This window comes from Micromonospora sp. CPCC 205554, assembly GCF_036902745.1.
In the GTDB taxonomy this organism is placed as follows: Bacteria; Actinomycetota; Actinomycetes; order Mycobacteriales; family Micromonosporaceae; genus Micromonospora; species Micromonospora tulbaghiae.
The window spans coordinates 36,747-62,969 of record NZ_JBAKHP010000016.1 but is presented as its reverse complement, the minus strand read 5'-3'; the positions used below and the strand labels follow the sequence as shown (position 1 = coordinate 62,969).

General features: G+C 72.8%; 30 protein-coding genes. 18 read left to right on the top strand and 12 right to left on the bottom strand.

The window, feature by feature from the left end; all coding sequences use genetic code 11:
* Positions 1 to 20 precede the first annotated feature (20 nt).
* Positions 21 to 1,388, top strand: a complete 1,368-nt coding sequence (locus V6U82_RS19940) for a pyridoxal phosphate-dependent decarboxylase family protein (protein ID WP_334463352.1) — start codon at positions 21 to 23, stop codon at positions 1,386 to 1,388.
* 6 nt (positions 1,389 to 1,394) lie between these two features.
* Here V6U82_RS19940 and V6U82_RS19935 read toward each other — a convergent pair whose 3' ends face one another.
* From V6U82_RS19935 to V6U82_RS19915, 5 genes are read right to left on the bottom strand one after another with little or no spacing between them, the layout of a single operon-like run.
* Entirely contained in the window at positions 1,395 to 1,808 is a 414-nt protein-coding gene (locus V6U82_RS19935) for a hypothetical protein (RefSeq protein ID WP_334463350.1), read from the bottom strand.
* Between the two features lie 2 nt (positions 1,809 to 1,810).
* Positions 1,811 to 2,260, bottom strand: a complete 450-nt coding sequence (locus V6U82_RS19930; RefSeq protein WP_120569991.1) for an EndoU domain-containing protein — start codon at positions 2,258 to 2,260, stop codon at positions 1,811 to 1,813.
* 28 nt (positions 2,261 to 2,288) lie between these two features.
* On the bottom strand, positions 2,289 to 2,783 hold the full coding sequence (locus tag V6U82_RS19925) for a WXG100-like domain-containing protein (protein WP_334463345.1): 495 nt from the start codon (positions 2,781 to 2,783) through the stop codon (positions 2,289 to 2,291).
* Position 2,784: 1 nt separating this feature from the next.
* Positions 2,785 to 3,111 carry a hypothetical protein gene (locus V6U82_RS19920; protein WP_334463343.1) on the bottom strand — a complete coding sequence of 109 codons (327 nt, stop codon included), beginning with the start codon at positions 3,109 to 3,111 and terminating at the stop codon, positions 2,785 to 2,787.
* A 19-nt stretch (positions 3,112 to 3,130) separates the two neighbouring features.
* A complete protein-coding gene (locus V6U82_RS19915; RefSeq protein ID WP_334463342.1) occupies positions 3,131 to 3,952 on the bottom strand; it encodes a hypothetical protein in 822 nt (273 codons plus the stop codon).
* 167 nt (positions 3,953 to 4,119) lie between these two features.
* On the opposite strand from V6U82_RS19915, the gene V6U82_RS19910 reads away from it, so the two are divergent.
* The 5 genes from V6U82_RS19910 (at position 4,120) to V6U82_RS19890 (ending at position 6,645) form a co-directional block, all read left to right on the top strand.
* Positions 4,120 to 4,518, top strand: coding sequence for a YbaB/EbfC family nucleoid-associated protein (locus V6U82_RS19910; protein ID WP_334463340.1), 399 nt, complete (start codon positions 4,120 to 4,122; stop codon positions 4,516 to 4,518).
* The gene (locus tag V6U82_RS19905) at positions 4,505 to 4,825 is read left to right on the top strand and encodes a type VII secretion target (RefSeq protein ID WP_252452692.1); all 321 of its coding nucleotides are present in this window, start codon (positions 4,505 to 4,507) and stop codon (positions 4,823 to 4,825) included. Before V6U82_RS19910 ends, V6U82_RS19905 begins: the two co-directional genes overlap by 14 nt.
* Positions 4,822 to 6,018: a WXG100 family type VII secretion target gene (locus tag V6U82_RS19900; RefSeq protein ID WP_334463336.1), complete on the top strand. Its 1,197-nt coding sequence runs from the start codon at positions 4,822 to 4,824 to the stop codon at positions 6,016 to 6,018. The genes V6U82_RS19905 and V6U82_RS19900 overlap by 4 nt, the downstream gene beginning before the upstream one ends.
* Entirely contained in the window at positions 6,018 to 6,338 is a 321-nt protein-coding gene (locus tag V6U82_RS19895; RefSeq protein WP_281601039.1) for a hypothetical protein, read from the top strand. The genes V6U82_RS19900 and V6U82_RS19895 overlap by 1 nt, the downstream gene beginning before the upstream one ends.
* Positions 6,339 to 6,414: 76 nt before the next feature.
* Positions 6,415 to 6,645 carry a hypothetical protein gene (locus V6U82_RS19890; protein ID WP_128136630.1) on the top strand — a complete coding sequence of 77 codons (231 nt, stop codon included), beginning with the start codon at positions 6,415 to 6,417 and terminating at the stop codon, positions 6,643 to 6,645.
* Here the strand turns inward: V6U82_RS19890 and V6U82_RS19885 are convergent.
* The 4 genes from V6U82_RS19885 to V6U82_RS19870 form a co-directional block, all read right to left on the bottom strand.
* Complete coding sequence (locus V6U82_RS19885) at positions 6,642 to 7,436, bottom strand: class I SAM-dependent methyltransferase (protein WP_334463330.1); 795 nt, start codon at positions 7,434 to 7,436, stop codon at positions 6,642 to 6,644. The genes V6U82_RS19890 and V6U82_RS19885 overlap by 4 nt on opposite strands.
* A 142-nt stretch (positions 7,437 to 7,578) precedes the next feature.
* Positions 7,579 to 8,193, bottom strand: coding sequence for a hypothetical protein (locus tag V6U82_RS19880; RefSeq protein ID WP_334463328.1), 615 nt, complete (start codon positions 8,191 to 8,193; stop codon positions 7,579 to 7,581).
* A 6-nt stretch (positions 8,194 to 8,199) separates the two neighbouring features.
* The gene (locus tag V6U82_RS19875; protein ID WP_334463325.1) at positions 8,200 to 11,658 is read right to left on the bottom strand and encodes a protein kinase domain-containing protein; all 3,459 of its coding nucleotides are present in this window, start codon (positions 11,656 to 11,658) and stop codon (positions 8,200 to 8,202) included.
* A 9-nt stretch (positions 11,659 to 11,667) separates the two neighbouring features.
* A complete protein-coding gene (locus V6U82_RS19870; protein ID WP_334463323.1) occupies positions 11,668 to 12,258 on the bottom strand; it encodes a DUF7019 family protein in 591 nt (196 codons plus the stop codon).
* Positions 12,259 to 12,359: 101 nt separating this feature from the next.
* Between V6U82_RS19870 and V6U82_RS19865 the strand changes: the two genes are divergently transcribed.
* From V6U82_RS19865 to V6U82_RS19850, 4 genes are all read left to right on the top strand, one after another.
* On the top strand, positions 12,360 to 12,695 hold the full coding sequence (locus V6U82_RS19865) for a nucleotide pyrophosphohydrolase (RefSeq protein WP_334463321.1): 336 nt from the start codon (positions 12,360 to 12,362) through the stop codon (positions 12,693 to 12,695).
* Between the two features lie 128 nt (positions 12,696 to 12,823).
* The gene (locus V6U82_RS19860; RefSeq protein ID WP_334463319.1) at positions 12,824 to 14,719 is read left to right on the top strand and encodes a DUF2075 domain-containing protein; all 1,896 of its coding nucleotides are present in this window, start codon (positions 12,824 to 12,826) and stop codon (positions 14,717 to 14,719) included.
* 84 nt (positions 14,720 to 14,803) lie between these two features.
* Positions 14,804 to 15,535: a class I SAM-dependent methyltransferase gene (locus V6U82_RS19855; protein WP_334463317.1), complete on the top strand. Its 732-nt coding sequence runs from the start codon at positions 14,804 to 14,806 to the stop codon at positions 15,533 to 15,535.
* A gap of 37 nt (positions 15,536 to 15,572) precedes the next feature.
* Positions 15,573 to 16,463: an arginase family protein gene (locus V6U82_RS19850; RefSeq protein WP_334463315.1), complete on the top strand. Its 891-nt coding sequence runs from the start codon at positions 15,573 to 15,575 to the stop codon at positions 16,461 to 16,463.
* On the opposite strand, the gene V6U82_RS19845 is transcribed toward V6U82_RS19850, so the two are convergent.
* Positions 16,460 to 16,873: an NUDIX hydrolase gene (locus tag V6U82_RS19845; RefSeq protein ID WP_128138999.1), complete on the bottom strand. Its 414-nt coding sequence runs from the start codon at positions 16,871 to 16,873 to the stop codon at positions 16,460 to 16,462. The two genes, V6U82_RS19850 and V6U82_RS19845, sit on opposite strands and share 4 nt — an antisense overlap.
* Before the next feature lie 148 nt (positions 16,874 to 17,021).
* On the opposite strand from V6U82_RS19845, the gene V6U82_RS19840 reads away from it, so the two are divergent.
* Together V6U82_RS19840 and V6U82_RS19835 are read left to right on the top strand one after the other, a co-directional pair.
* Positions 17,022 to 17,966 (top strand): sugar phosphate isomerase/epimerase family protein, encoded by a 945-nt coding sequence (locus tag V6U82_RS19840; RefSeq protein WP_334463313.1) that lies wholly within the window; start codon positions 17,022 to 17,024, stop codon positions 17,964 to 17,966.
* Positions 17,967 to 18,040: 74 nt separating this feature from the next.
* Positions 18,041 to 18,661, top strand: a complete 621-nt coding sequence (locus V6U82_RS19835) for a class I SAM-dependent methyltransferase (protein WP_334463311.1) — start codon at positions 18,041 to 18,043, stop codon at positions 18,659 to 18,661.
* Positions 18,662 to 18,687: 26 nt separating this feature from the next.
* Here the strand turns inward: V6U82_RS19835 and V6U82_RS19830 are convergent, their stop codons facing one another.
* A complete protein-coding gene (locus tag V6U82_RS19830) occupies positions 18,688 to 19,197 on the bottom strand; it encodes a pyridoxamine 5'-phosphate oxidase family protein (protein ID WP_334463310.1) in 510 nt (169 codons plus the stop codon).
* A 39-nt stretch (positions 19,198 to 19,236) separates the two neighbouring features.
* Positions 19,237 to 20,259, bottom strand: a complete 1,023-nt coding sequence (locus tag V6U82_RS19825; RefSeq protein ID WP_334463308.1) for a LacI family DNA-binding transcriptional regulator — start codon at positions 20,257 to 20,259, stop codon at positions 19,237 to 19,239.
* Positions 20,260 to 20,362: 103 nt separating this feature from the next.
* Here V6U82_RS19825 and V6U82_RS19820 point away from each other — a divergent pair, with 103 nt between their 5' ends.
* The 6 genes from V6U82_RS19820 (at position 20,363) to V6U82_RS19795 (ending at position 26,208) form a co-directional block, all read left to right on the top strand.
* On the top strand, positions 20,363 to 21,514 hold the full coding sequence (locus V6U82_RS19820; RefSeq protein ID WP_334463306.1) for a Gfo/Idh/MocA family protein: 1,152 nt from the start codon (positions 20,363 to 20,365) through the stop codon (positions 21,512 to 21,514).
* Entirely contained in the window at positions 21,511 to 22,674 is a 1,164-nt protein-coding gene (locus V6U82_RS19815; RefSeq protein WP_334463304.1) for a dihydrodipicolinate synthase family protein, read from the top strand. Before V6U82_RS19820 ends, V6U82_RS19815 begins: the two co-directional genes overlap by 4 nt.
* Positions 22,671 to 23,510, top strand: a complete 840-nt coding sequence (locus tag V6U82_RS19810) for a sugar phosphate isomerase/epimerase family protein (RefSeq protein ID WP_334463302.1) — start codon at positions 22,671 to 22,673, stop codon at positions 23,508 to 23,510. Before V6U82_RS19815 ends, V6U82_RS19810 begins: the two co-directional genes overlap by 4 nt.
* Positions 23,511 to 23,583: 73 nt before the next feature.
* Entirely contained in the window at positions 23,584 to 24,750 is a 1,167-nt protein-coding gene (locus V6U82_RS19805) for an SGNH/GDSL hydrolase family protein (protein WP_334463300.1), read from the top strand.
* Positions 24,751 to 24,814: 64 nt separating this feature from the next.
* Entirely contained in the window at positions 24,815 to 25,399 is a 585-nt protein-coding gene (locus V6U82_RS19800) for an RNA polymerase sigma factor (RefSeq protein WP_334463298.1), read from the top strand.
* Positions 25,396 to 26,208 carry a zf-HC2 domain-containing protein gene (locus tag V6U82_RS19795; protein WP_334463297.1) on the top strand — a complete coding sequence of 271 codons (813 nt, stop codon included), beginning with the start codon at positions 25,396 to 25,398 and terminating at the stop codon, positions 26,206 to 26,208. Before V6U82_RS19800 ends, V6U82_RS19795 begins: the two co-directional genes overlap by 4 nt.
* Positions 26,209 to 26,223: the final 15 nt, after the last annotated feature.

Here is a 26,223-nt window from a genome sequence, read left to right as displayed (position 1 = left end):
CCCTCGGCTAGGGTGCGGCGATGGACGAGCTGAGGCACCTGTTCCGGCGCGCCGCCGACCACGCGGCCGGCTACCGGCTGTCGCTGCCGGACCGGCCGGTCGGCGTACCCGTGGACCAGGCCGCGCTGCACAGGGCGTTCGCCGGCCCGCTGCCGGACGCGCCCACCCCGCCCGAACAGGTGCTCGCGGAGCTGGTGGCCGCCGCCGAACCGGGACTCGTGGCCACCGCCGGGCCGCGCTACTTCGGCTTCGTCATCGGCGGCGCCTCGCCGGCCGCCACCGCCGCCGACATGCTGGCCGCCGGGTGGGACCAGAACGCGTTCAACGCCGTCACCTCCCCCGCCGCGATGGCAGCCGAGACGGCCGCCGGCACCTGGCTCAAGGAACTGCTCGGCATCCCGGCGACCGCGTCGGCCGGGTTCGTCACCGGCGGGCAGGCCGCGAACACCGCCGGACTCGCCGCCGCCCGCCACCAGGTGCTCGCCGACGCCGGCTGGGACGTGGAACGACGCGGCCTGCCCGGCGCACCTGCGGTCCGGGTGTTCGCCGGCGCCGAACGGCACGCCACCATCGACAGGTCGCTGCGCCTGCTCGGCCTCGGCACCGACGCGCTGCGCCCGGTGCCGACCGGCCCGCAGGGCGCCATCGACCCGCACGCCCTCGCCGCAGCCCTGCGCGACGCCGGTCCCGGACCGACGATCGTCTGCCTGCAGGCGGGCAACGTGAACACCGGCGCGTGCGACGACCTGCGCCGCGCCTGCGACCTGGTCCACCGGTACGGCGGCTGGGCGCACGTGGACGGCGCGTTCGGGCTGTGGGCGGCCGCCAGTCCGGCCAAGCGGCACCTGGTGGACGGGCTGGAGGCGGCCGACTCGTGGGCCTGTGACGGCCACAAGTGGCTGAACGTGCCGTACGACACCGCCTTCGCGTTCTGCGCCCGGCCCGACGTGCACGCGGCGGCCATGTCGTACACGGCCGCGTACCTCGTGGGTTCCGGTGGGGTGCCCGCGGGCGCGGACCTGACCGCGGAGTCCTCCCGCCGCGCCCGTGGGTTCGCGGTCTGGGCGGGCCTGCGGGAGCTGGGCCGCGACGGCGTCGCCGCCCTTGTCGAGCGGTGTTGCGCGCTGGCCCGGCGGTTCGCCGACGGGCTGACCGCCGCCGGGTTCGAGGTGGCGAACGACGTGGTGCTCAACCAGGTGCTCGTCGGATTCGGCGACGACGCGCGCACCGACCGGGTGGTGGCCGCCGTGCAGGCCGACGGGACGTGCTGGGCGGGCGGGACGACGTGGCGGGGACGGCGGCTGATGCGGATCTCGGTGTCGAACGCGACCACGACGGAGGCCGACGTGGACCGGTCGGTGGCGGCGATCGCCCGGCTGGCCCGCTGAGCGGCGTCAGCCGGGCAGACGCAGCAGGTGCCGCCCGGGGAACGGGCCGCCGTGCTCGCGCTCCCAGGTGGCGAGGTGGCGCTTCTTCTCCGCAGGCGTAGGCGCGAGGAAGTCGAAGTAGGCGAGGATCACCGTGCGGGCCTCGTCGACCGTGTACGACGCCCCCGACGGCACCGGTCCGAGGCTGTCCACGTTGACGCCGGTCGGCGTGCAGCGCACCACCGCGGAGTTGCCCTCGTACTCCTCGTAGTCCGAGCGCCCGGACATCACGTCGTCGATGCACTGCAGCAGCTCGAGGCAGTCCGGGGCGTAGGTCTGGATGTCGCTGACGAGCTGGGAGGCGAACGGGCGGAAACGCGCGTCGCCGCTGGTCATGGTGGGCGCGCCGTTCTGATTGCGCCCGAACTGGATGTCACCCACAGCTAGCGTCCCCCCACCGGCCAAGCCGAGTACCACGTCGTGCCACCAGGATTGTAGAAGCCCTCGACGAGCAGCCCGTTGGCCCTCCCCTGCCATTTGTTCGGGTCGTCCGGGTGCGGGCCGCCGGACCGGAACGCGCCCTCGATCGTCTCGTCGACCCGCTGCGGCGTCCAGTTGTCCGGGAAGAAGGTGCTCGAACCGCGCTTCTGACGCCAGACGCCGCCGTCGTCCTGCACGTCGACGCGGGCGCGGTACGTGCCGTCGGCGTGCCGTTCGAGGATCATCTCGCGGCCGTCCGCGTCGACGCGGACCCGGGCACCCGGCGGGTTCTCCCCCATGAACCGGTGGTGGAAGCCGGTACCCCGGGGCGGATTGGCGTTGGTGTTCACGTGACCGCGGAAGATGTGCGCGTAGCGGCGGTGCCGCATCCGGGCCCGGAGCCACTTCTCCACCGGCGTGAAGAGACCGGCCTTTCCCCGCCTACCCACCGAGCACCGCTTCGGTCGCCATCTTCAGCAACTGGTCGATGAGGACACCGGTGATGAGCTTGAAGATCGGGATCTCCAGCAGTGAGGCACCGAAGGTGACCACCGCCGTGGCGACCGCCTGCGCGATCTGGATGGCCAGGAGCGTCAGCTGCACAATCACGTTGATCTTCAACGCCAGGACGATCCCGGCGCACACCATGAGCCCGGTCCCGATGAGCGCCGCCGCGGAGGCCCCGTCGTCCAGGTTGGTCTTCGCCGAGTCGGCCGCCTGCCAGCTCGTCTGGAAACGTTCGATGGCGTCGTCGCGGTTCTGGGTCCACATCTGCTGCGCCGACCGGTCGGCGTCGGCCACCGGAGCACGGAGCCGGTCCGGGAAGGCGAGCCACGCCTGGCCCATCTCCAGCAGCTTCGTCTCGTCCGCCTCCGGCCAGGTGTAGCCGAGCATGCCGAGCAGGGACACCAGTTCTCCGGGCAGGGTCATTCCCATGTCAGCCGAGCACCTCACGGAAGCGGCCGAGGCTCTCAGTGATCATGCGTTCGGTCTCCTGGTAGTTGAGGCCCATCACCCGGCTCAGCTTGCCGATGTCCTCGATCTCGACGAGGTTCGCGTCGTAGCTCTCCAGCGCCAGGTCGCGGATCGTCTCGTACACCATCCCGATGAGCGAGCCGAGGTCGTCGTTGCCCCACGGCGTGCCGAAGGCCGCCAGCTCGGCGTCGAACGCGGACAGTGCGGTACGCATACGCTGCGCCGAGGCGACGATGTCGTCACCCGCACCGATGATCGACTCGGGATCGATCTCGATCTCGCGGGCCATCAGCGCTCCCCTCCGTCGGTCATCGTCCCGGTTCCCGGATGGTCTGCATCACGCCGGTCAGCGCGCCGGTGAGCGCGGACATCTGGCGGACGCTGGCCTCCTGCAGCTCGCGCAGCCGCGCGTCGAGCGCGGCCGAGCCGAGCCCCTGCGGCGCCGCCGCCTGAGGGATCTGCTCCAGCGCGCGGTTGACCGCGACCACCACCGACTCGCCGAGCTCCGCCGAGGACAGCCGGCGGGGCGGGCGGGTGACCTCCAGCCGGGTCAGCCGGGCCGTGCCGTCGACCTCCGCGCGGACGGTCCCGGCGTCATCGGACCCGCTCCACCGCTCGGCCCCGCCGTCGTCGGCCGTCGCGCCGGTCGCCGCGCCCAGCACGCCCATGACCTGGTGCAGGAGGTCCGCCGGCCCGTTCGCCGGGAGATCCCCGCCGAGCCCGGTCGCCGGACCGGCCTTGGCGACGGCCTCGGCGATCGCGCCGTGGAGACGGCGCATCGCCGACTCGCTCTCGGCGAGGACGGCCCCGAGGCTTCCGGCCAGCGCGGGCAGGTCGGGCGCGGGTTCGCTGCTCGCCAGGCTGCTGCGTGACGCGGTCAGCGCGCCGTTCACCGCCTGCTCGACCAGGCGGCCCAGCTCGTCCTCGGACAGCCGCATCAACGGCGCCGCCAGCTCCACCGAGCGCAGCCGCCCGTCCTCCGCCGTCACCTCGACCTGGCCGTCGGCGGCGCGGCCGTGCGCCTCGGCGGTGACGCCGGCGGCAGGCCCGCCGGCGCGCAGGGCCGCCAGCTCCTCGCGATAGCCGGAGACGCGCGCCGCGTAGTCGTCGGCCGTGGCGTCCTGTGTCATCCCGTTGCCTCCCCGTCACGGTCAAACCAGACCCTAGCAACGCCCGGCTCGCCGGGACGTCCCTCCACAGGGGAGCGCGCTTGTCGCGGTGACGTCACGGGGCCCACACGCAGCGCGACGGGTTGCTACCGTGCCGGTGACCGCAGTCCTCTGGGGAGGGTCGTCATGTGGGCGGACGAGGCCCGCTGGACGCGGCGGCACGACGGCTCGACGAATGGGAGTCGTCGCTGGCCGAACGGGCGGAACGCGCCCGCGACCTGTCCGCCCGCACACAGGCGCTCACCGGCACCGCCCGCACCGCCGACGGGTTGATCGAGGTCACCGTCGACGCGAACGGGCTGCTGGCGGATCTGCGCCTGGACGAGCGCGTCCGGCAGCACTCCGCCGCACACACCGCCCGGCAGATCCTGACGGTCACCCGGGACGCCCGGGCCGACCTGCTGCGGCGGCTCACCGATGCGACCACCGACGCCCTCGGCGCGGACGACCCGGCCGCGCGGGCCATCGTCGAGACCCACCAGCGGCGTCTCGACCCCGACCCGGGCACGCCGGATGCCGGCCGGTGACGGCCTCCGGGTCGACCCGGACGACCTGACCGCACACGCCGCCCACCTCGGCCGCTGCGCCGACAGCATCGACACCGCGCGGCAGGCCGGGCAGCACGTCCGGCTCAGCGCCGACGCGTACGGGCAGCTCTGCGCGATCATGCCGGTCCTGCTCGACGGCCTCCAACGGACCCTGACCGACGGCATCGGCACCGCCGCCGCCTCGGTCCGGGACACCGCCGGGAGGCTGCGGTCGAGCGCCGAGCGCTACCGCGCGTCCGACGCGCACGCCGCCGACCTGCTCGACCGGGTACGGCAGCGGCGGTGACCACGAACCCGCTGGTCGCCGCCGCGGCGGACTCCGGACCGAGCCCCTGGGCCGGCGTGTGGATCTGCGAGGACATCGAACTCATCGCTCAGGGCGTCCGCACCGGCAGCTGGATCGACGGCAGCCTCGGCGTCGTCAGCGCCGGCCTCGACGCGCTCGCGCTCGTGTCCGACCCCGCCGGGGTCCTCTTCCAGTACGGCATCGCCTGGCTCATCGAGCACGTCAAGCCGCTCAGCGAGGCCCTCGACTGGCTCGCCGGCGACCCCGCCGAGATCACCGCGCACGCGCAGACCTGGCGCAACGTCGCCGCGTCGCTGCGCGACGACGCCGCCGAGCTGGCCCACGCCGTACGCACCGAGGTCACCGGCTGGACCGGCGCCGCCGCCACCGGCTACCGCCGCTGGGCTGCCGAACAGCAGCAGGCCGTCACCGGGCTGGCGCAGGGCGCCGAGGCGATGGCAGCGATCACCGAGGGCGCCGCCGGCCTGGTCGCGGCCGTGCGGCTGCTGGTCCGCGACGCCATCGCCGCCTGCGTGTCCCGCCTGATCGTGTACGCGGCCGAACTGGTCGCCACGGCCGGGCTCGCGACGCCGCTGGTGGTGGAGCAGGTGACGACGACCGTGGCGTCGTGGGCGGCGCGGATCGCGCGGTTGTTGCGGGGGTTGCTGGCGAGTCTGCGGCGGCTGATGCCGGAGGTGCGCCGCCTCGGCGACCTGATCGAAAGGCTGAAGGAGGCGCTGCGCCGGCTGACGCACCGTTCACCGGAGCCGACGCCCGGCCCGTCGAAGCCCGGCGGGGATACGGCCCCTCCCCAGATCCCAAAGATGGATGAGGAACAGCGGGTTCGCGATCTGGGCATGGATCCGGCGACCGGCAGATTCCGGCCGGCCGAGGCCGAGACGGCCGTCAGGATCGAGCAGCAACTGGGGGTACGGCTGCGACGGGCACCGTCGGACTCCTCTGCGGACTGGGTGGACGAGGCGGGACGCACCTATGATGCGGTGGGCAACTTTCCCGGTCAGTATTTCGACCGGCAGTGGCCACAACTTCAGTACCAGATCGAAAGGCACCTGGAGAAGGCCGATCTCGTTCCGGTCGACGTCTCCAGATTCTCGGCGCAGCAGGCAGCCATGGTCGAACAGTTCATAGCCGATCGCGGGCTCGGCCCGCGCGTCTTCATCGTGGGGAAGTGATGGCCGGTCTCATCGTCCTCCGGCCCGGGATCGACTGGACAGCGACCGGGGGTCTGTTCGACTGGACACTGGAGTTTCTCGTGTCCCGGCTGTCGGACAGACGCGCCGCCGAGCATCTCCAGGAGATCATCGACAACAACCTCGGCTCGTTCTGGCTGGAGGACCTGTCACCGGAGGCCCAACGCGAAGTCGTCAGCCACTGGCGTGCCGCTCTGGTCGGGGAGGGCGAACGGGACCTGCCGGAGACGGACCAGAAAGCCGACGTGGTGGCACATCTCCGAGAACTCGTCGCCGCGACCTACCGGCTGCCGGTGGAGTGAAGATGGTTGGCACCGTCGTGTACATGTACCACCGGCCCACGCTCGCGTACGAGGTGGAGGTTCGGAGAGTAGCGACATGGGCATGATGGTCGCCGCCCGTCGGGTCGAGGCCCCGCCGGACGAGGTGCGTTACGCGTTTGGATTCGAGGACAGGCTCGATCGCATCCTCGTCATCGACCCGCAGACCTTGCAGGCGCGAGTCGAGGACGGCGACTTCAATGCCGCCGCCAGCGCGATCAGCGCCAAGATCGTCAACGCCTGGCGCGACCGGGGCGACTTCCCGCAACGCATGCTGTTCGCGAGCTAGCCCTCGTCGCGCACGCCACACTGCAACCAGACCCGCACACTCTCGGTCACCTCGGTCCTGCCGCCGAGCGCATCCCGAAGCTCGGCGGCGAAGCGCTCTCGTTGCTGGTCGGTAGGCAACCGTTCGGCGGACATGGCGGAGAAGACGCCGCCGACCATGTCGTCGACGGTGAGCGGTGCGTCGTACCGCACCGACGTCTCCTCGTACCGATAGCCGGCACGCACGAGCGCCTCCCGGTTGCGCCGACGCCCGTCCTCGTCGGTCTGGCATCTCGCCGTGACCGGGTGGCCGAGCATCCGCTCCAGGCATCCGCGCAGTGCGCGCGACCACTCGGCGTCCTGCGTCCACAGGGTTTCGCCGTTGGTGACGACGGCGATGCCACCGCCGGGGCGCAGCAACGGCCTGGCCGCCTCGAACAGCGTGTCGCGGTCCATGAAGTGGATGGCGACGGCGACGGTCAGCGCACCGACCCTCCCCCTGCCGAGCAGCCGGGACAACGCGGGCACATCGCCATCGCTGCCGAGCACCCAGGTGGCGTTGCCGATCCCCTGGTCGAGGGCGGTACGCCGGGCGATCGCCAGCATGTCCGGCTCCGGATCTATGCCGATGACCGCACCCACCCGAGCGGCGAGCGGAAGGCTCAACTGGGCCGTACCGCAGCCGAGGTCGACCACCGTGTCGTCGCCGCCGAGACGGAAAACTGCCGCCAGCGCGTCGAGCACCTCCGGCGGATAGCCGCGCCGATGCCGTGCGTAGTAGGTCGCCACCTCACCGCCGAAGCCCGTCGCCATGCCGGCAGCCTGCACGCCGCGGCGGTTCCGAGGCCAGCGGTTCTGCTCAGGGCACGCCCCGAACGCCTCGACCGCCGCGCTCGTCCCCTGCGCGCCGCAACTGCCGTACGGCATCCGCACCGTCGCCTCCGGCGCCGATCGCCTACCGTTCGGGAATGGACACCCCGTCGGCGTCGAGCGGTGAGCCGTCCTGCGCGCGGTCGGTCTCGACCGCGGTCAGTCGCACGATCACGTTGCCGTCGGTGTCAGGGAAACGGCTGAACGTCATCAGGACGAATCCCAACCGCTTGGTTCCCCGTACGGCGTTGTCGAGGGGGGTCATGCCGACGCCCTCGACCAGCCACTGGTAGACCGGCTGCGCGTCCTCGTCCCGCCAGCCCTTCAACCGGGCCTGGTGAACCGCCAGGGTCAGCTTCTCGGCCAGGTACGCGGGGTCGCACACGCTGACGATCGTCAGGTCGAGTTCCTCGAACCGGTGCCCCGCCCCGAACTGCCATCGGACCCGCACCTCGCGGACGCCCGGGGTCAGCGGACGCCCGAGGAACGTCCAGAAGTAGGTGTCCATGACGGACGCGTGGATCCTGAGCCAGCTCTCCCGGTCCTGCTCCAGCACGATCCAGGGTGCGGGGACGTCGTTGAACTCGTCGGCCCACACGACCTCGGGGATCTCCCAGTCCTCCCACCAGGACCGGACCCGATCCCGGTTGGTCAGGAACTTCGCCCGTAGCTCCTCGTGCCGGCGGCGGCGCCCGAACATGATCGATCACTCCCCAAAGTCCCAGTCGAGGCCCCAGACGCGGACGTTGCCCTGGAAGTCGCCGGTGACGACGGTGCTGAAGGAGCCGTCGGCGCGTACCGTGTTCACCCAGGCGAGGTGACCGTGCAGCGTGCGGATCCGGCGTCCTGTTCGCAGGTCCCAGACATCGACGGTCTGCTCGCCCGGGTCGCCCGCGACGGCGAACGTTCCGTCGGCGGACACCGCCACGTTGTCGATGCCGTAGACGGGGTGGTCGGGATCGCCGACGGCCCTCCCGTCGAACACCAGGTCTCCGGTCGCGGTGTTCCAGACCACGAAGCCCTGCTGACCGGCGATGGCGGCGAGGCGACGGCCGCCGGTGAAGGACAGGGCGGCCGAGGAACTGTGCTTGACCCACTGGAGCTCGTACAGCGGGCGCCGGCCACCGGGTCGCCACGCCCTCAGGCGGGTCATCCCGGCCATCAACAACACACCGGAGGCGAAGCGGATCTCCGTGTGCGCGTCGACGTGCGGGAAGGTCCGCACCAACTTTCCGGTGTCCGTCGACCGGACCTCCACGGTGTTCGTGTCGCCCGTTCGCAGGTGCACGGCGATCAGTCGGGACTCCTCGTCGGCCGTGACACCGGCGATCGTGCCGGGCCCGGTGCGGACCGCCGCGACGCAGGCCGCGGCCTCCAGCGACCACACCGTCGCCAGGCCGTACCCGAATCCGACGGTCAGCAGTTCGCCGGAGAGGTCGAGCGTCGTGGTCCCCTCGTCGCTGGGCAGCGCACCGGCGACCCGGAACCGCGGCTGGAACGTCGCCGTGTCGTGGCAGGCGACCGACCGGTCCGAGTAGACGACGACCAGATCGCGGTCGCCCCTGGCGAAGCGCAGCGTGGTGGCGGGGTTCCGTCGCTGGGTCACCGAGCCCGCCTTCTCGAGCGTCTCCAGGTCGAAGACCTCCACCTCGTCGACGTTGGCGGGAAAGGCGAACAACCTGCCGGAATCACTGACGTCGAAGGTTCCACGGGTGAGCATGACGTCGGACAGCTCCTGCCGCACCCAGACGCCGGCCAGCCCGGTGCGCCGCAGGTTCCGGCCGGCGGCTCGGGAGGCACGGCGCAGACGCGGGTGGCGGTGATAGCCGGGAATGGCCCTGGCCTCGCGGATCGCATCGGCCGCCAGCCGTTGCTCGCCGGACTTGATCAGCGCTTCGACACGGTCCATGACCTGCTCGAACGCGCTCTCCTCGTGGGCGAGGACACCGACCGGGCGGGGTGGCGCGTACGACCACGGGGCGAGGTGTCCGCTGAGCGGCATGGGCAGGCGGGAAAGCGAGGTCTGATCGCGGGGAAAACCCTCCGACTCGGCGACGACGGCGTACCCGCAGTCGCCGCTGAACGCCGTCGTGTCGCGACGCGTACCCCGCTCGAAGTCCTTGGGGAAGGTGCGGACGCAGCGGCGGTTGGCCAGTTCGAGGACCTGGAGGTCTCCGGTCCCGGGGTCGACCAGGGCCCAGCCCGCACGGCCCGAGACGCCGAGCAGGTCGTAACTCATCAGCCAGGGGATCTCCCACTGTCGCGGCCCGTCCCAGACCCGCATGTCCACCGCCATCAGCGAGCGGAAGCCGCACCTCAGGACGGTGGAGCCGTCCGCTGCCACGGTCACCTTCTGGTCGTCGGGCTCCACCTCGTCGGGAGGTATCTCCAGGCCCCGCATCCGGGTGCGCCGCAGCGGCCACCACTGCTCCACCCGGTGGTCGACGCCCGAGTGGACACGCCCCAGCGAAGCCGAGACGAACACCTCGGCGTCCGGGCCGAGGACCACCCGGGTGACCCTGCCCTCGTGGGGCCGGATGTCGGCAACCGTCTCCCACGTGCCGGTGCGGAGGACGAGGACGCGGCCGTCGGCCGTGCCCACGGCCGCGAAGCCGCCCTCGGGGCTGAGCGCCACGGCCGTTCCTCCCTCCCACCGGCCGTCCGGTTCGGCGGCTCCGTCGACGAGGCGCCACATCTCGACCAGGGAATCCCGGTAGCAGACGAGGATCCGGGCGCCGGCGTGGTCGATGGCGACGTCGACGGGAGTCCGACCGGAATCGGGGAGTTCAGCGAGGACCCGGCCGCCGAACGCGTCCCAGATCCGCACCCGGCCCGACTCCTCCGCCACCACGACGTGTGTCGCGTCGTGGTCGCAGGCCATCGCCACCACCCTGCCGGACGTGCGCCCGAACACCTCGAGGGTGCCTCTCGGCTCCAGCCGGGCGCAGCGTTCCCGCGCGACCGCGATCTCGGGTGAGCCCGGGTGCTTCCGGTCCGCCTCGGCCAGGTGGCGTGCGGCGAGGACACCGTCGCCGCGTTCCATGTGCACCATCGCGGCCAGGTAGTCCGCCTCCCAGGAGTCGCCGGTGGCGCGCAGTTCCGACAGCAGGGTCTCGTCGGTGACCAGGCCGTCGGCCCACCTGATCAGCCCGTGGTTGTAGACCGCGCGGACGTTGTTCGGGTCGATCGCCTTGGCCCGCTCGAACAGCTCGATCGCCCGGCTCTGCTCACCGAGGTCCCACAGCGACAGCGCCTTGTTGGACAGGCCGTCGGCCCGCAGCGACGGCGGAATCTGGTCCGAGTGCGGGTAGGGGCTTCCGGTGCCGTCGGCGTACACGTCCAGGAGCACGGCTTCCGCCTCGGCGGTGTCGCCGATGCGCGACCGGGGGTCGCGGGCGAGGCAGCCCGCCAGCAGGTCGCGCAGCGCCGGCGGGAGATCGTCGCGTAGTTCCGCCAGCGCGTCCGCACCGTCGTGGCCCCACTTCCAGAGCCGGCGCCCGTGCAGCAACTCGATCACTGTCAGCGCCCAGGACCACATGTCGCTGGCCCGGCCGATCCGGCCGTCCGGATCGACCTGTTCGGGCGAGCAGTACTGCGGTGTGAAGCCGCCGAGCGTCGCGTACCCGGTCTCCTCGCCACCCTGCGGGGGCGAGGAGACGGACGCCTTCGCCTTGGCCGTGCCGAAGTCGGTGACCCTCGCCGTCTCGCCGTCGTACATGACGTTCGAGGGCTTGACGTCCTGGTGCACCAGGCCCGCCGCGTGGGCGTGCCCGATGCCGCGCAGCATCTGGATCGCCACGTCGAGAGCATGCGGCAGATCCCGGCACCGCCCGTCCCGGACCGCCGCGGTCAGGTCACCGCCCGCGACCCATTCCGCGAAGATCACCGGGTACGCCCCGACGCGCTGCACGTAGTTGCAGCCGACCACGTTCGGATGCGGGTCGAGATCGGTCCAGGCCTGCGCCTCCTGGGCGAGCAGGTCGAGGATCCCGGGCGCCGAGGCCAGGTCGGGACGCGGCGTCTTCACCGCCAGGTCGACGCCCCAGGCGAGGTGATGGGCGCGGTAGACGAACCCCGTGCCGCCGGTCTCGACGACCTCCTCGATGCGGAACGTGTCGAGGACGGTCTCCCCCGGCTGCCACCGGATGACCTGCCCCGCGTCCACGTCGCGGCCCTAGTCGACGAGCGCCACGTAGATCGGGCTGCCCAGCAGCGTGCCGTTCGGGCCCGGCTTCTCGGCCAGCCGCTTGGCGACGAACTCGACCCGTTGCGCCGGCCCCGGCAGCGCGGCGCCGATCTGCGCCAGCGACTCGTGGAAGCGCTCGTCGTCGAACTCGCCCGGGTCGGCGCGCAGTTCCTGGAGCTTGCGGAACAGGTTCGGCGGGACCGATCCGACCGGTTCGGCGTCACCGCCACCGACCACGTGCGACGCCGAGCCGCCGAGGACGACGACCTGGTCGTCGAGCCTCCCCGCGAAGACCACGATGCCGGCGGTCGGGAAGACCTGCCAGCGCATCTCCAGGCAGGCCTGGACGTAGGGGCGTTCCTCGTACGCGGCGCCGATCTGGTCGGCGTCCTGCAGATGCCGGATCACCTTCTCCAGCTTGTCGAGGTCGTGGCGCTCGGGCAGCACCGCCTTGCGGCTGTAGCGGACGACCTTCAGGTCCACGGCGAGTTCGGTCTCGTGCTGAGCGGCGGAGGCGACCTGCGCGGCCAGGAGCCCGATCTTGAGATGCGACAGGTAGAGGTAGTACTTCAGACTCAAGATGCACTCCGGTTACGGGGAGACGTCCGAACCCCACCCTACGTGACGCACGCTCGCGCCGCCGACCCTCGATCGACGGTGGTCGGTGTCAGACTGCGGGGATGGACGACTTGACGGCCCGCGTGCGGGCGTTCGCCGAGGAACGTGACTGGCAGCAGTTCCACACTCCGAAGAATCTCGTCATGGCACTCGCCGGTGAGGTCGGGGAACTGGTCGCCGAGTTCCAGTGGCTGACCCCGGAGCAGGCCGGCGCGGTGATGTCCGATCCCGAGGCGGGCGCCCGGGTGCAGGCGGAGATCGGCGATGTCATGATCTACCTGACGAGATTGGCGGACGTCCTCGGCATCGACCTGACGGAGGCTGCCCTCGCCAAGTTGGCCGAGGTGGCCATCCGCTATCCCGCCGAAGACGTCAAGGGCTCCGCGGCCAAGCGGTAGCAGGGCGTGCCACGCGGATGATCTCTCCGCTACAGTCCACCCGTACAAGCGCGTAACGACGGGCTTCCGGTCGTCGCCGGACACGCCCCCCATGCGCACGATCATTTCGTGCTGCCCGGGGGCAAGTCGTGTCAGCCTTTCGCACCTCCGCCGACGGTCTGCTGCGCTACGCGGCAGGTGGCGCCCTCGCCGACCGGATCGCGGAACACATCGGGCACAACGTGAGCGCCTCCGAACGGCGGTCCTGGGAGCGGAGCCTGCCGGTGCTCGCCCAGGATCTCGCCGACGCGGGTCTCGGGCAGGTCGAGATGCTGGTGGAGTACCAGCTCCCGCTGACCAGCAAGCGGATCGACGTCGTCCTCGCCGGAACACATCCGAGGACGGCCGAGGACTCCTACGTCGTGGTGGAGTTGAAGCAGTGGTCCCGGGTCGAGTCGTACGAGGGATCCGAGAGCCTGGTCCTGGTCGAGCACGCCGCCACGCCCCGGCTGCATCCAGGTGTGCAGGTCGAGGACTACTGCGAGTACCTCGCGGACTTCCTCGGGGTGCTCGCCCATTCGCGTAACCCGATCGCGGGGGTCGCCTACCTGCACAACGCCGTCGACCGCGACGTCGACGACCTCTTCGCGCGGCGGCCGACGGAACAGAGCCGGATCTTCACCAAGCAGCGCCGCGGCCGATTCCTCGACCACCTGCGCAGCCACCTGACCCCCGGCTCCGGCGCGGCCGCCGCGGACCGCTTCCTCACCAGTTCGGTTCGCCCCAGCAAGCACCTGCTGTCCCACGCCGCCGCCGAGCTCAAGGAACGGTCCCACTTCACCCTGCTCGACGAACAGCGCCTGGCGTACGAGCTGGTGTTGCACGCCGTGGAGCGTGCGCGCAGCGCCGACCGCAAGTCGGTCGTGGTGGTCGCCGGCGGGCCGGGCAGCGGCAAGAGCGTCATCGCGTTGTCGGTGCTCGGCGAACTCGCCCGGCAGCAACGCTCGGTCATGCACGCCACGGGTTCCCGCTCGTTCACGCAGACGCTGCGGCGCTACGCGGGTAAGGGCTCGACCCGGTTGAGGAACCTGTTCGGCTACTTCAACAGCTTCATGTCCGCCGAGCGCAACGGCCTCGACGTGCTGATCTGCGACGAGGCGCACCGGATCCGGGAGACCTCGGTCAACCGGTTCACGCCGAAGGCGAAGCGGGAGCGCCCCCGCCCGCAGATCGAGGAGTTGATCGCCGCTGCCCGGGTGCCGGTCTTCCTGCTCGACGAGCACCAGGTGGTCAAGCCGGGTGAGCTCGGAAACGTCGACGTCATCTCGGCGCACGCGAGGCAGCTCAACCTGGAGGTCGAGGTGGTGTCGCTGCACGACCAGTTCCGGTGCGGTGGCAGTGAGGCGTACGAGGAGTGGGTCGTCGACCTGCTCGGCCTCGACGGCGGTAAGCCGTCGGTGTGGGCCGGAGACGGACGCTTCGACCTGCGGCTGGCGGATTCGCCGGAGGAGATGGAGGCGTTCCTGGCCGCGAAGCAGGCGGCCGGGGAGACGGCGCGGATGTCGGCCGGTTACTGCTGGCCGTGGAGCGACCCGCTACCAAACGATTCCCTGGTACCCGACGTGCGGATCGGCGGCTGGGCGCGCCCCTGGAACGTCAAGAGCGACCGCAGCGTCGGTGACGCGCCCGGCAGCGCGTTCTGGGCCACCGACCTGCACGGTTTCGGCCAGGTGGGCTGTGTCTACACGGCACAGGGCTTCGAGTACGAATGGTCCGGCGTCATCCTCGGACCCGACCTGGTAGCGCGGGACGGCCGGCTCGTCACCCAGCGCGCGGAGTCGAAGGATCCGGCGTTCCGCAGCCGGAAGGCACTCAGTGACGCGGAGGCGGACCGTCTGATCCGCAACACCTACAAGGTGCTGATGACGCGCGGCATGCGCGGCACGGTCCTGTACTCGACGGACGCCGAGACCCGGGCATGGCTCGACTCGCTGATCCGTGTGGAACGTGGTCTCGAGACGATCTATGAGCCGAGCGGCGGCTGAGGGGTCTGTAGCGCCCTTCATCATCGATGCGTAGCTCGCCACGGTGCTTGCCTCGGCGGTCCGCCGGGGAGTTGGCTGTCGCGTATGGCCCGCATCGCGTACCACGCCACCGACGCCGAAGCGTTCGCCGCGACCCGGCACCTCACCGACGACGGTCTCACGGCTTGGCGCGCCGCCGCCGCCCGCCACCTCACCCCGCGCCCGGGGATGCGACTGCTCGACCTGGGCGCCGGAACCGGCAGCTGGGCACATTCCTTCACGGCCTGGTTCCCCGGGGTAGAGGTGGTAGCCGTCGAACCGTCGGCGGCAATGCGCGCTCGGTGCGCGTTCACGCCGCTGGTCGCGGGCGACGCCGGGCACATCCCCCTCGCCGATGACAGCGTCGACGGCGCGTGGCTGTCCACGGTCATTCACCACGTGCCCGACCTGGCCGCCGCGGCGCGCGAGCTGCGCCGGGTGCTGCGGCCCGGCGCACCGGTGCTCATCCGGTCCGCGTTCGCCGGACGGCACGAGGCGATCACGCTGTTCGACTACTTCCCCGAGGCCGTTCGCGTGCTCGACACGTACCCCGGGATCGCCGACGTCGAGGCCGCCTTCGCCGCCGCCGGCTTCGCCACCGCGGCGGTCGAGCAGGTTCCGCAGGTCACCGCGCCGTCGCTGCGGGAGGCGGCGGCCGGCCTGCGCCGGGAGGCGCACACGCCGCTTCAGCTCATCACCGACGCGGAGTACGCCGCGGGCGTCCAGCGGCTACGCGAGGCAGCAAGGATCGACGACGGTCCGGTCGTCGACGCGCTGGACCTGCTCGTGCTGCGCTGATCCCGGCGTCAGGCCCAAGCAAGGTTAGGGTGGGGCGATGGATCATCGTCAGTGGACGGTCGTCGGGGCACCGTCGAGCGCCGGCGCCCACACCCCGGGCATCGAGCGCGCACCCGCCGCCCTGCGCGCGGCGGGCCTGCTCGACCGGTTGGGCGCCGATGCCGAGGACGCCGGTGACGTGCCGGGCTTCCGGTGGCGGCCGGATCCGGCGTACCCGAGGGGTCAGAACGCGGGCGCGGTGGCCGCCGTCGCCTCGGCGGTGGCCGACCGGGTCGCGGCGGCGCTGGGCCGGGGGCGCGCGCCGCTGGTGCTCGGCGGCGACTGCACGGTGACTGTCGGCCTGGTCGCGGGTTGCGCGCGGGCCGGGCTGTCCCCGGCGCTGGTGTACGTGGACGGCGGCCCGGATCTCTACACGCCGGAGACCCGCGCGAACGGCAACCTGGACGCCATGGGATTGGCGCACATGCTCGGGTTGCCGGGGACGCTGCCCGAGGTGGCGGGTGTCGGGCCGGCGGTGCCGCTGCTGTCGCCGGAGCGCGTGGTGGTGTACGGGGATTCGCTACCCCGGGGTGACCACGAGCGGGAGCTGGTGGCGGAGCTGGGGCTGGCGTACGTGCCGGCCGACGAGGTACACGCCGACGCGGGGGCGGCGGCGCGGCGGGCCCGGTCGGTGGCCGAGGGCGCGGCCGATCGGTTCGTGGTGCACTTCGACGTGGACGTGCTGAGTTTCGTGGACGCGCCGCTGGCGGACGTGCCGGAGCCGTTCGGGCTCAGCCTCGGCGAGGCGGCGGCGACGCTGGCGGAGCTGGTGGCGAGCCCACGGTTCGCCGGGTTGTCGGTCACCGAGATCAACCCGGATCATCTGCCCGACGACGAGCTGCTCCCCCGGTTTACTGGCGTGCTGGCCGGGGCGCTGACCGGGCGCTAGGCGGTCTCCGCGAGGTGCAGCGGCAGCACCTTGGCCGCGCTGACCGCCAGGTCGCGGTCGAGCACCTGGTCGCGCGGCACGAACACCATGGCCTGCCCTTCGCCGAGCACCACGTCCTCCTGCCGGGCGTCGGTCGCGCCACGGAACACGTACACGGTGACGGCGTGCGCGAAGCCGTCCTCGTGCGGGCGGGGGCCGCTCCACAGCAGGTGCAGTTCACCTGCGGTCAGCCCGGTCTCCTCGCGTAGCTCGCGGCGGGCGGCCTGCTCCGGTGTCTCGCCGGGCTCGATGCTGCCGCCGGGCAGGCTCCACTGGTACGGCGACACCGGCGCGTTGCCGTCGCGGTGCTGCATGAGGATCGCACCGGTCGGGTCGACGAGCAGGACGAGAGCGACGTCGTATGCGGCCACGTCCCGAGCCTCCCACGCGGCACCGGCATCGCGCAGCAGCCAACTTTCCGCCGCACCGATCGAAAGTTCGATTCAGGATACCGAAAGCCATAGACATATCGACATGCCTTTTGTACCGTCGGCGCACAGGCGACGAAGGAGTGCGACCATGTGCTACGGATTCGACGGACAGGCCGCGCTGCGGCAGTCGCTGGACCGGCGCGACCTGCTGCGCGGTTCCCTGGCGGCGCTGGCCGGGATCGGGCTCGCCACCGGGTTCGGCGCGACTGCCGCCCAGGCCGGCGGCGGGCACCACCACGGCCGGCGCCCGGTGCCGAAGGAGCTGATCAGCCTCCAGCTCTGGACGGTCCGCGACGCGCTGAACGGCTCGCCCGGCTACGACGCGACGCTGGCGCACCTGGCCCGGATCGGCTACCCCCGGGTCGAGCTGGCGCTCGGCTACTTCGGCCGTACCGCGCGGGAGCTGCGCCGGTTCCTCGACGGCATCGGCATCCGGGCCACCTCCAGCCACGACGGCATCGCCGCCGACGCCGCCGCACTGGAGCAGAAGATCGCGAACGCCCGTACGCTGGGCCAGCGGTTCATGGTGGTGCCGTACCTGAACTCCGACCGCGAGGACGACTGGAAGCGCTGGGCGGAGCAGATGAACGTCGAAGCCGCCGCCGCGCGCAAGGCGGGCCTGCGGTACGGCTACCACAACCACGCGCACGAGTTCACCATCGACTTCGGCAACGGCCGGCGACCCTGGGACGTGCTGACCGAGGAACTCGACCCGCGCCTCGTGCACCTGGAGATCGACATCTACTGGGCGGTCACCGGCGGCATCAACTCCGGCGAGGGCGTCGACGACCCGGAGGGCTTCACGCTCGACGTGATCCGCTCGGCGCCGCAGCGGGTGTTGCAGTACCACGTCAAGGACCGCGACCCGGCCACCGGCGACATGGCCGACCTGGGCACCGGCATGATCGACTTCGCGCGGATCTTCCGGGGGCACCAGGTGATGGAGTACATCGTGGAGAACGACACCCCTGATGTGACGCCGCAGCGGACCGCCGCCGTCGGCTACCGCTACCTGCGCCGCCTGCGGTTCTGACCCCGGCGGGGCACGGACCGCCGCCGAACGTGACACGCTCGGGGGTGGGCCGGCGCCGACCGAGGGGGTACGCGATGACCGACGAGCCGGACGACGTCCACTACGACCGCCTCTACCGGGCCACCGACCGGCCGCCGTGGGAGATCGGCGGTCCGCAGCCGGCGCTCGCCGAGGTCCTCGACACGGGGGTACGCGGCCCGCGCGTGCTCGACGTCGGCTGCGGCACCGGTGAGCTGGCGCTCGCGCTGGCTCGTCTCGGCCACGACGTGACGGGCGTCGACATCTCGTCGGTGGCGATCGGCCAGGCCCGGGCCAAGGCGGCCGGGGCGGGCCTGCCGGTGCGGTTCGAGGTGTGCGACGCGACGGCGATCCCGGTGCCGCCGGTGCCGTACGACTCGGTGTTCGACTCCGGTTTGCTGCACTCGCTGGACCGGCGGGGTGCCGCCGTACGCGACTACCTGGCGCTGCTGCCGCGCCTGACCGCGCCCGGCGGCGCGGTGTTCGTCCTGGCGGTGTCGCCGGAGGCGGGCGAGGGCTGGGGCCTGGACGCCGGCACGCTGCGCGCGGCCTTCCCCGAGCCGGACTGGACGCACGTCACTGTCGAACCGGTCGACGTGCTCGCCCGGGTCGGCCGCGCGGACCTGCACCTGGCCGCCAACCTGCTGCGCGCCACCCGCGCCCCCTCCGGCCTGTAGCGGCGGGCGACGAGAAGCGAGCGGCGTCAGCGACGCCAGTGCTGGCGTGGGGCGTAGCCCTCGCGGCGCAGCCAGTGTTCGGTGTAGACGATCCGGTCGGCCTCGATCACGACGAGCGGGTCCTCGGGCGGCTCGGACAGCGACCGGCCCCGCTCGGCGTGCTCGTTCTCCCAGCGGAACGCGGCCCAGTGGTGGGCCCGGTCGGGGTGCTCCGGGCCGAGCACCCGGGCGCTGCCGAACACCTGCGCGCCGCGGCTGCTGGCCAGGCCGACCAGCGGCGCGAAGACGCCGACCGACACGCGCGGGTCGGCGGCGATGTTGCGCATCTTCGGTGAGCGCGGCGCGGCGGTGAACATCAGCGTGAAGCCGAGCGGGTAGTAGCGCACCGGCGTGGCCAGCGGCCCGTCCGGCCCGGCCGTGGCGAGCACACACATGTTCTGCGACGACAGCAGGTTGAGGATGCGTTCCTCCAGGCGGTCCCGGTCCAGCTTCCTCGTCGGCGACGGCCCGGTCAGCCAGGGGTTCGTCAGCGGCACGGGGTGTCCTCGATCATGACGGCACCCTACCGGCCGGTTTCAGGCGCCCACCCGTGCGGTGCTGGCCCGCATCACCACCTCGCCGGGCAGGCGCACTATCCGGCGGCGGCGACCGGCGTTCTCGGTCAGGGCCAGCTTCATCGCCTCCTCGCCGAGCCGGTGCAGCGGCAGCGCCACTGTGGTCAGCGGCGGGGTGAGGTCGCGGACGACCGGGATGTCGTCGAAGCCGGCGACCGAGACGTCGCCGGGCACCGACAGCCCACGCTCGCGCAACGCCGCATACGCGCCGACGGCCATCACGTCGGTGCACGCGAACACGCAGGTGGCGTCGAGGCCGCGGTCGAGCAGCCCGGTCATCGCCCGGTAGCCGCCGTCGCGGGTGAACGCCGCCTCGGCCACCGCCGCCGGATCGAGCGTCACACCGGCGGCGGCCAGCTCGTCGCGGAACCCGCCGAGCCGGTCGGCGACAGTCGTCAGCTCGGGCGGGCCGGAGAGCACCGCGAAACGGCGGTGCCCCAGGCCGAGCAGCGCGCGGGCCAGCTCGGCGGCGCCGGCCCGGTTCTCCGGCAGCACACTGTCGACCTTCAGGGTGCGGTGCCGGCTGACCACCGCGACCCGTCCGCCGCCGTCGAGGTAGGGCGCCAGCTCGGCGGCCATCGCCCGCTCCCAGCGGGGATCCTCGAATCCGGAGCCGATGAGCAGGATCGCCGGGGCGCGTTCGGCGCGCAGCATCGACACGTACGCGATCTCGCGTTCCGGGTCGCGGAAGGTGCTGGCGAGCATGACCAGCAGGTCGTTGTCGGCGGCGACGCGCATGACGCCGCCGGCGACGGCGGCGAAGTAGGGGTCGGTGACGTCGTGGCAGACCACGCCGACGCTGCGGCGGGACGCGCCGGCCAGCGCGCGGGCGTGGGCGTTCGGCGTGTACGCGAGGCGCGCGGCGGCGGCCAGCACGCGGTCGTGCAGGTGCGGCGTGACGCGCCGCCCGTTGAGCGCCCGGGAGGCGGTGGCCAGCGAGACGTCGGCCGCCCTGGCCACGTCTTCCAACGTCACGTGCGACATCGATGCGTCTCCCTGCGGAACGTCTTGACCCGGTGTTCCGGCGTGGCTACGGTAGCACCCTGAAAGCGCTTACTGAAAGCGCATTCACCTGCGGGGAGGCCCAGTGGAACGTACGTCCGTCGGCATCATCCTCAACGGCGTCACCGGCCGGATGGGCTACCGGCAGCACCTCGTCCGGTCCCTGCTCGCCATCCGGGACCAGGGCGGCGTGCCGGCCCGCGACGGCAGCCGCATCTGGCCCGAGCTGACCCTCGTCGGCCGCGACGAGAACCGGCTTGCCGCCATCGCCGCCCGGCACGGGCTGACGGCGTACACGACGGACCTGGACGCGGCGCTCGCCGACGACGCCCACCAGATCTACTTCGACGCGCAGGTGACCACCGCGCGGGAGAAGGCGATCCGGTCGGCGATCGAGGCCGGCAGGCACGTCTACACCGAGAAGCCGCTCGCCGAGGGGTTGCTCGCCTCGCTGGAGCTGGCCCGGCTCGCCGCCGCCAGGGGCGTCCGCAACGGCGTCGTGCAGGACAAGCTGTTCCTGCCCGGCCTGCGCAAGCTCAAGCGGCTCGTCGACGGCGGCTTCTTCGGCCGGATCCTGTCGGTGCGCGGCGAGTTCGGCTACTGGGTGTTCGAGGGTGACTGGCAGGCCGCGCAGCGCCCGAGCTGGAACTACCGCGCCGAGGACGGCGGCGGCATCACGCTGGACATGTTCCCGCACTGGCACTACGTGCTGGAGCAGATCATCGCCCCGGTCACCGCCGTCACCGCCGTCACCGCCACCCACATCCCCGAGCGCGTCGACGAGACCGGCGCCGGCTACCGGGCCACCGCCGACGACGCCGCGTACGGCATCTTCGAGCTGGCCGGCGGCATCATCGCGCAGATCAACTCCTCCTGGGCGGTCCGCGTGCACCGGGACGAGCTGGTCGAGTTCCAGGTCGACGGCACGCACGGCAGCGCTGTGGCCGGGCTGCGCGACTGCCGCATCCAGCACCGGGGCGCCACCCCGATGCCGGTGTGGAACCCGGACCTGCCGGCCACCGAGCCGTTCCGCGCCCAGTGGCAGACGGTGCCGGACAACGGCGAGCACGACAACGCCTTCAAGGTGCAGTGGGAGGCGTTCCTGCGGCACGTCGTCGACGACGAGCCCTTCCCGTGGGACTTTCTGGCCGGGGCACGGGGCGTGCAACTGGCCGAGGCCGGGCTGCGCTCGGCGCGGGAGGGGCGGCGGGTGCGGATCGAGGAGATCCCCCGGTGAGCACGCGCATCACGCTGCCGGTTCCGGGCGGCGGCACCGAGCGGCTGACGCTGCGCGAACCCCCCGCCTGGCGCCGGCCGTCCGCGCCGCCGGCCGGCCGGATCGCGTACGCGGCGGCACACGTCGTCGCCGATCCGTACGCCGACAACTCCCCCGGCCGCCCGGCGCGGCTGGACTGGGACGCGACGCTCGCGGTGCGGCGTGACCTGTGGTCGTGGGGCCTCGGTGTGGCCGAGGCGATGGACACCGCGCAGCGCGGCATGGGGCTGGACTGGGCGGCCACCCGCGAGCTGATCCGGCGCAGCGCCGCCGAGGCCGCCGCCTGCGGCGGGCGCATCGTCGCCGGGGCCGGCACCGACCAGCTCACCGGCGTCCCCGGCACGCTCGACGAGGTGGTCGCCGCGTACGCCGAGCAGGTCGCCGTCGTCCAGGAGTGCGGCGCCACGCCGGTGCTGATGGCCAGCCGGCACCTCGCCGCGCTCGCCACCGGGCCGGAGGACTACCTGCGCGTCTACGAACGGGTGCTGCGGGAGGCCGGCGCGCCGGTGGTGCTGCACTGGCTCGGCGACATGTTCGACCCGGCGCTGTCCGGCTACTGGGGCTCGACCGACCTGGACGAGGCCACCGCCACGTTCGCCGCGCTGGTGCACGCCCACGCCGCACTGGTCGACGGGGTGAAGGTGTCGCTGCTCGACGCGGGCCGGGAGGTGCGGCTGCGGGAGCTGCTGCCGCCGGCCGTGAAGGTCTACACCGGCGACGACTACCACTACCCGGAGCTGATCGAGGGCGACGGGAAGCGGTTCAGCCACGCGCTGCTCGGCGCGTTCGCGGCCATCGCCCCGGCCGCGTCGGCGGCGCTGGCACGGCTCGACGCGGACGACCCGGCCGGGTTCCGCGCGATCCTCGACCCGACGGTGCCGCTGTCCCGGCACCTGTTCGCCCCGCCCACGCCGTACTACAAGACCGGCATCGCGTTCCTGTCCTGGCTCAACGGCCGGCAGCCCGGCTTCACCATGGTCGGCGGCCTGCACGGCGGGCGCGGCGTCCCGCACCTGGTCGCGGCGTTCCGGCTGGCCGACGCCGCCGGTCTGCTGCTCGACCCCGGCCTGGCGGCACGGCGGATGCGCGCGTACCTGGACGTCGCGGGCGTGCCCGGATGACCGCCGACCCCCGGCTGGCGCGGCTGTCGCTCAACCAGCGCACGACCCGGCGCTGGTCGGTGGCGCAGGCGGTCGACGGCTGCGTCCGCGCCGGCATCCCGGCGATCGGGCTGTGGCGCGAGCCGGTGGCCGAGATCGGCGTACCGGCGGCGGCGCGGCTCGTCACCGACTCCGGGCTGCGGGTGTCGTCGCTGTGCCGGGGCGGGTTCCTCACCGCTGCCGACGAGGCCGGACGGGCCGAGGCGCTGGCGGACAACCGGCGCGCGATCGACGAGGCCGCCGCGCTGCGTGCCGCGTGCCTGGTGCTGGTCGTCGGCGGCCTGCCGCCCGGTTCCCGCGATTTGCCCGGCGCGCGGCGGCGGGTCGCCGACGCGCTGGCCGAGCTGGCGCCGTACGCCGGCGAGCGCGGGGTACGGCTCGCGCTGGAGCCGCTGCACCCGATGTACTGCGCCGACCGGGCGGTGCTGTCCACGCTCGGGCAGGCACTGGACCTGGCCGAGGCGTTCCCGGCCGAGCAGGTCGGCGTCGTGGTGGACACGTTCCACGTCTGGTGGGATCCGGACGTGTGGCGGCAGATCGCCCGCGCCGGGACGCGGATCGCGAGCTTCCAGGTGTGCGACTTCCTCACCCCGCTGCCGGCCGACGTGCTGCTCGGCCGCGGCATGATGGGCGACGGGCACATCGACTTCCCGCCGCTGCGCCGCGCGGTGGAGGCCGCCGGGTACACCGGCGACGTCGAGGTGGAGATCTTCAACGCCGAGGTGTGGGCCACCGACCCGGACCGGGTGCTCGCCACCATGACCGCCCGGTACGTGGAACGGGTACTCACCGACTGACCCAGCGTGACGAGTCCGGCCTGTCGGATGAATCAGGTGGCCGCCCTCCGGATCCGGCGGCAGGATCGGACCCATGGCATCCCCGCACATCACCACCCCGATCACCACCGACCTGCTGCGCGGCGCGCTCGACCTGGAACGGACAGCGGACGGGGTGCTGCCGCACCGGCTGCCCGCGTGGGCCCGGGCGCAGAACGTCGACCCGCAGCTGATGACGGCGGAGGCGATGCCCTCGGGCGTACGGCTGGTGTTCCGTACCCGCGCCACCGTCGTGGAGCTGGACGTGCTGCCCATGAAGATGGTCTACCGGGGCACCGGGCCACGCCCCGACGGCCGCTACGACCTGGTCGTGGACGGCCGCCTCGCCGGTCAGGCCACCGCCGACGGCGGCAAGGTGCTCACCATCGACCTGGCCACCGGCACGTCCGGCGTCGAGCCGGGTCCGGTCGCCACGGTGCGCTTCACCGGCCTGCCCGCCACCGACAAGGAGGTGGTGATCTGGCTGCCGCAGCGAGAGATCACCGAGCTGGTCGCGCTGCGCACCGACGCGCCGGTCGAGCCGGCCGACACGGGCGGCCGCCGGGTGTGGCTGCACCACGGCAGCTCGATCAGCCACGGCTCGGACGCGGAGAGCCCCACCGGCACCTGGCCGGCGATCGCCGCCACGCTCGCCGGCGTGGAGCTGGTCAACCTCGGGTTCAGCGGCAGCGCGCTGCTCGACCCGTTCACCGCCCGGGCGATGCGCGACACCCCGGCCGACCTGATCAGCGTCAAGATCGGCATCAACGTGGTCAACGCCGACCTGATGCGGCTGCGCGCGTTCGGCCCCGCCGTGCACGGCTTCCTGGACACCGTCCGGGAGGGGCATCCGGAAACCCCCCTGCTGGTCGTGTCGTCGATCCTCTGCCCGATCCAGGAGGACACGCCCGGTCCGGGCGCGGTCGAGTTCGTCGACGGGCGGGTGCGGTTCCGGGCCACCGGCGACCCGGCCGACGTGGCCACCGGCCGGCTCACGCTGCGCGTCATCCGCGCCGAGCTGGCCCGGATCGTGGCGTCCCGGTCCGCGGCGGACCCGAACCTGCACTACCTCGACGGGCTGGAGCTGTACGGCGAGGCCGACTACGCCGAACTGCCGCTGCCCGACGAGCTGCACCCCGACCCGGCCGCCGACCGCCGTATCGGCGAGCGGTTCGCCGCGCTGGCGTTCGGACCGAAGGGACCGTTCGCCGCACCGGAGTGACGGACACCTGCCCACGGCGCGGTGTGACCCAGGTCACGCCGCGCCGTGATCCGTGGGAGGTGCCGTGAACGACCATCTAGGCGTGGGAGGAAGCCAGCAGGACGAGGAACGGCTGCTGCGGCGGGTCGCACGCGCCGATCTGGACGCGTTCGACGAGCTGTGCCGGCGTACGTCGCCGTGGCTCGCGATCCGGCTGCGGCGGCGGTGCGCCGACGACGGCATCGTCGCCGAGGTCCTCCAGGACACCTACCTCACGGTGTGGCGGGCCGCCGGCTCGTTCAGCGGACTCCGGCCCTCCGGTGGTGCGGACGCGCCCGGCGGCTCGGCCGCCGGCTGGATCTGGACCATCGCGGCGCGGCGTCTGGTCGACGCGCTGCGCCGCCGCGCCCGGGTGCAGGAGGTGCCGACCGACGTGCTGCCGGTACGCAGCGCGCCGGCCGCGGAGGACGAGGCGCTCGCCGGTTCGTTCGGGTCGGAGGTGGGCGCCGCGCTGGACGCGCTGGCCCCGGAGCTGCGGGCGGTGCTGGCCGCCATGGTCCTGGACGGGCTGACCGTCCGGGAGACCTCCGTCCTGCTGGGGGTGCCGGAGGGCACCGTGAAGAGCCGGGCGCGGCGTGCCCGCAACGCGCTACGGGAGGCACTGGCATGACCGCTCACGTTCCCCCGCCGGCCCTGGCCGCGTACGCGGCGGGCAGCCCCGACGACGCCGCCGCCTGGACGATCGAGGTGCACCTGGAGGGCTGCGCCGAGTGCCGCGACCGGCTCGGCGAGCTGGCCGCCCCGCCGCTGCGGGCCCTGCTCGGCGACGCCCGGGAGGCGATCCTGGAACAGGCCCGCACCGGGCCGCGACCGGTGCGCCGGCACCCGCTGCGACGGTGGTGGCTGCGCTGGACCGACTGGTCGCTGCTGGCCTGGGCCGCCATGACCTGCACGGCGATCCTCGCCGCGGTGCTGCTGGACCGCAACTACCCGGACCAGCCGTCGGCGGTGCTGCTGCTGGCCCCGGTGGCGCCGCTGGCCGGGCTCGCGGTGGCCTGGTCGCGACGCGCCAACCCGAACTGGGAGGTGGTCGCCGGCACCGCTCGCGCCGGGCTGGAACTGCTGCTGCGCCGTACCCTCGCGGTTCTGCTCCTGGTGGCGCCGGTCCTCGCCGTGGCCGGGCTGGCGGTCGGCCGCAACCCCGCGCTGTGGCTGCTGCCCTGCCTGACGTTCACCGCGGCGACGCTGCTGCTCGGCAGTCGCGTCGGCGTGCCGCAGGCCGCCGCCGTCCTCGGCGGCGGCTGGCTCGCGGCGGTCGCGGCCGTGTCGTACACCGGCGACGCCGACGCGGCCCGCGCCGCCGCCGCGACCGAGGCCCTGATCCGGCCCGCCACCATGCCCGCCTGGGCGGCGGCCGCCGTCGTGCTCACCGTGCTGACCGCGCTGCGCGCCGAACACCTGCGGCGGCCCGCCGGCTGACGCCGGCCCCCGGAA

Coding starts and splice junctions, on each gene's coding strand:
- V6U82_RS19940 (WP_334463352.1), top strand. CDS start 21: ATGGACGAGCTGAGGCACCTGTTCCGGCGCGCCGCCGACCACGCGGCC.
- V6U82_RS19925 (WP_334463345.1), bottom strand. CDS start 2,783: ATGGGAATGACCCTGCCCGGAGAACTGGTGTCCCTGCTCGGCATGCTC.
- V6U82_RS19920 (WP_334463343.1), bottom strand. CDS start 3,111: ATGGCCCGCGAGATCGAGATCGATCCCGAGTCGATCATCGGTGCGGGT.
- V6U82_RS19915 (WP_334463342.1), bottom strand. CDS start 3,952: ATGACACAGGACGCCACGGCCGACGACTACGCGGCGCGCGTCTCCGGC.
- V6U82_RS19905 (WP_252452692.1), top strand. CDS start 4,505: ATGCCGGCCGGTGACGGCCTCCGGGTCGACCCGGACGACCTGACCGCA.
- V6U82_RS19895 (WP_281601039.1), top strand. CDS start 6,018: ATGGCCGGTCTCATCGTCCTCCGGCCCGGGATCGACTGGACAGCGACC.
- V6U82_RS19890 (WP_128136630.1), top strand. CDS start 6,415: ATGGGCATGATGGTCGCCGCCCGTCGGGTCGAGGCCCCGCCGGACGAG.
- V6U82_RS19885 (WP_334463330.1), bottom strand. CDS start 7,436: ATGGCGACGGGCTTCGGCGGTGAGGTGGCGACCTACTACGCACGGCAT.
- V6U82_RS19880 (WP_334463328.1), bottom strand. CDS start 8,193: ATGTTCGGGCGCCGCCGCCGGCACGAGGAGCTACGGGCGAAGTTCCTG.
- V6U82_RS19865 (WP_334463321.1), top strand. CDS start 12,360: ATGGACGACTTGACGGCCCGCGTGCGGGCGTTCGCCGAGGAACGTGAC.
- V6U82_RS19855 (WP_334463317.1), top strand. CDS start 14,804: ATGGCCCGCATCGCGTACCACGCCACCGACGCCGAAGCGTTCGCCGCG.
- V6U82_RS19850 (WP_334463315.1), top strand. CDS start 15,573: ATGGATCATCGTCAGTGGACGGTCGTCGGGGCACCGTCGAGCGCCGGC.
- V6U82_RS19840 (WP_334463313.1), top strand. CDS start 17,022: ATGTGCTACGGATTCGACGGACAGGCCGCGCTGCGGCAGTCGCTGGAC.
- V6U82_RS19835 (WP_334463311.1), top strand. CDS start 18,041: ATGACCGACGAGCCGGACGACGTCCACTACGACCGCCTCTACCGGGCC.
- V6U82_RS19825 (WP_334463308.1), bottom strand. CDS start 20,259: ATGTCGCACGTGACGTTGGAAGACGTGGCCAGGGCGGCCGACGTCTCG.
- V6U82_RS19810 (WP_334463302.1), top strand. CDS start 22,671: ATGACCGCCGACCCCCGGCTGGCGCGGCTGTCGCTCAACCAGCGCACG.
- V6U82_RS19805 (WP_334463300.1), top strand. CDS start 23,584: ATGGCATCCCCGCACATCACCACCCCGATCACCACCGACCTGCTGCGC.
- V6U82_RS19795 (WP_334463297.1), top strand. CDS start 25,396: ATGACCGCTCACGTTCCCCCGCCGGCCCTGGCCGCGTACGCGGCGGGC.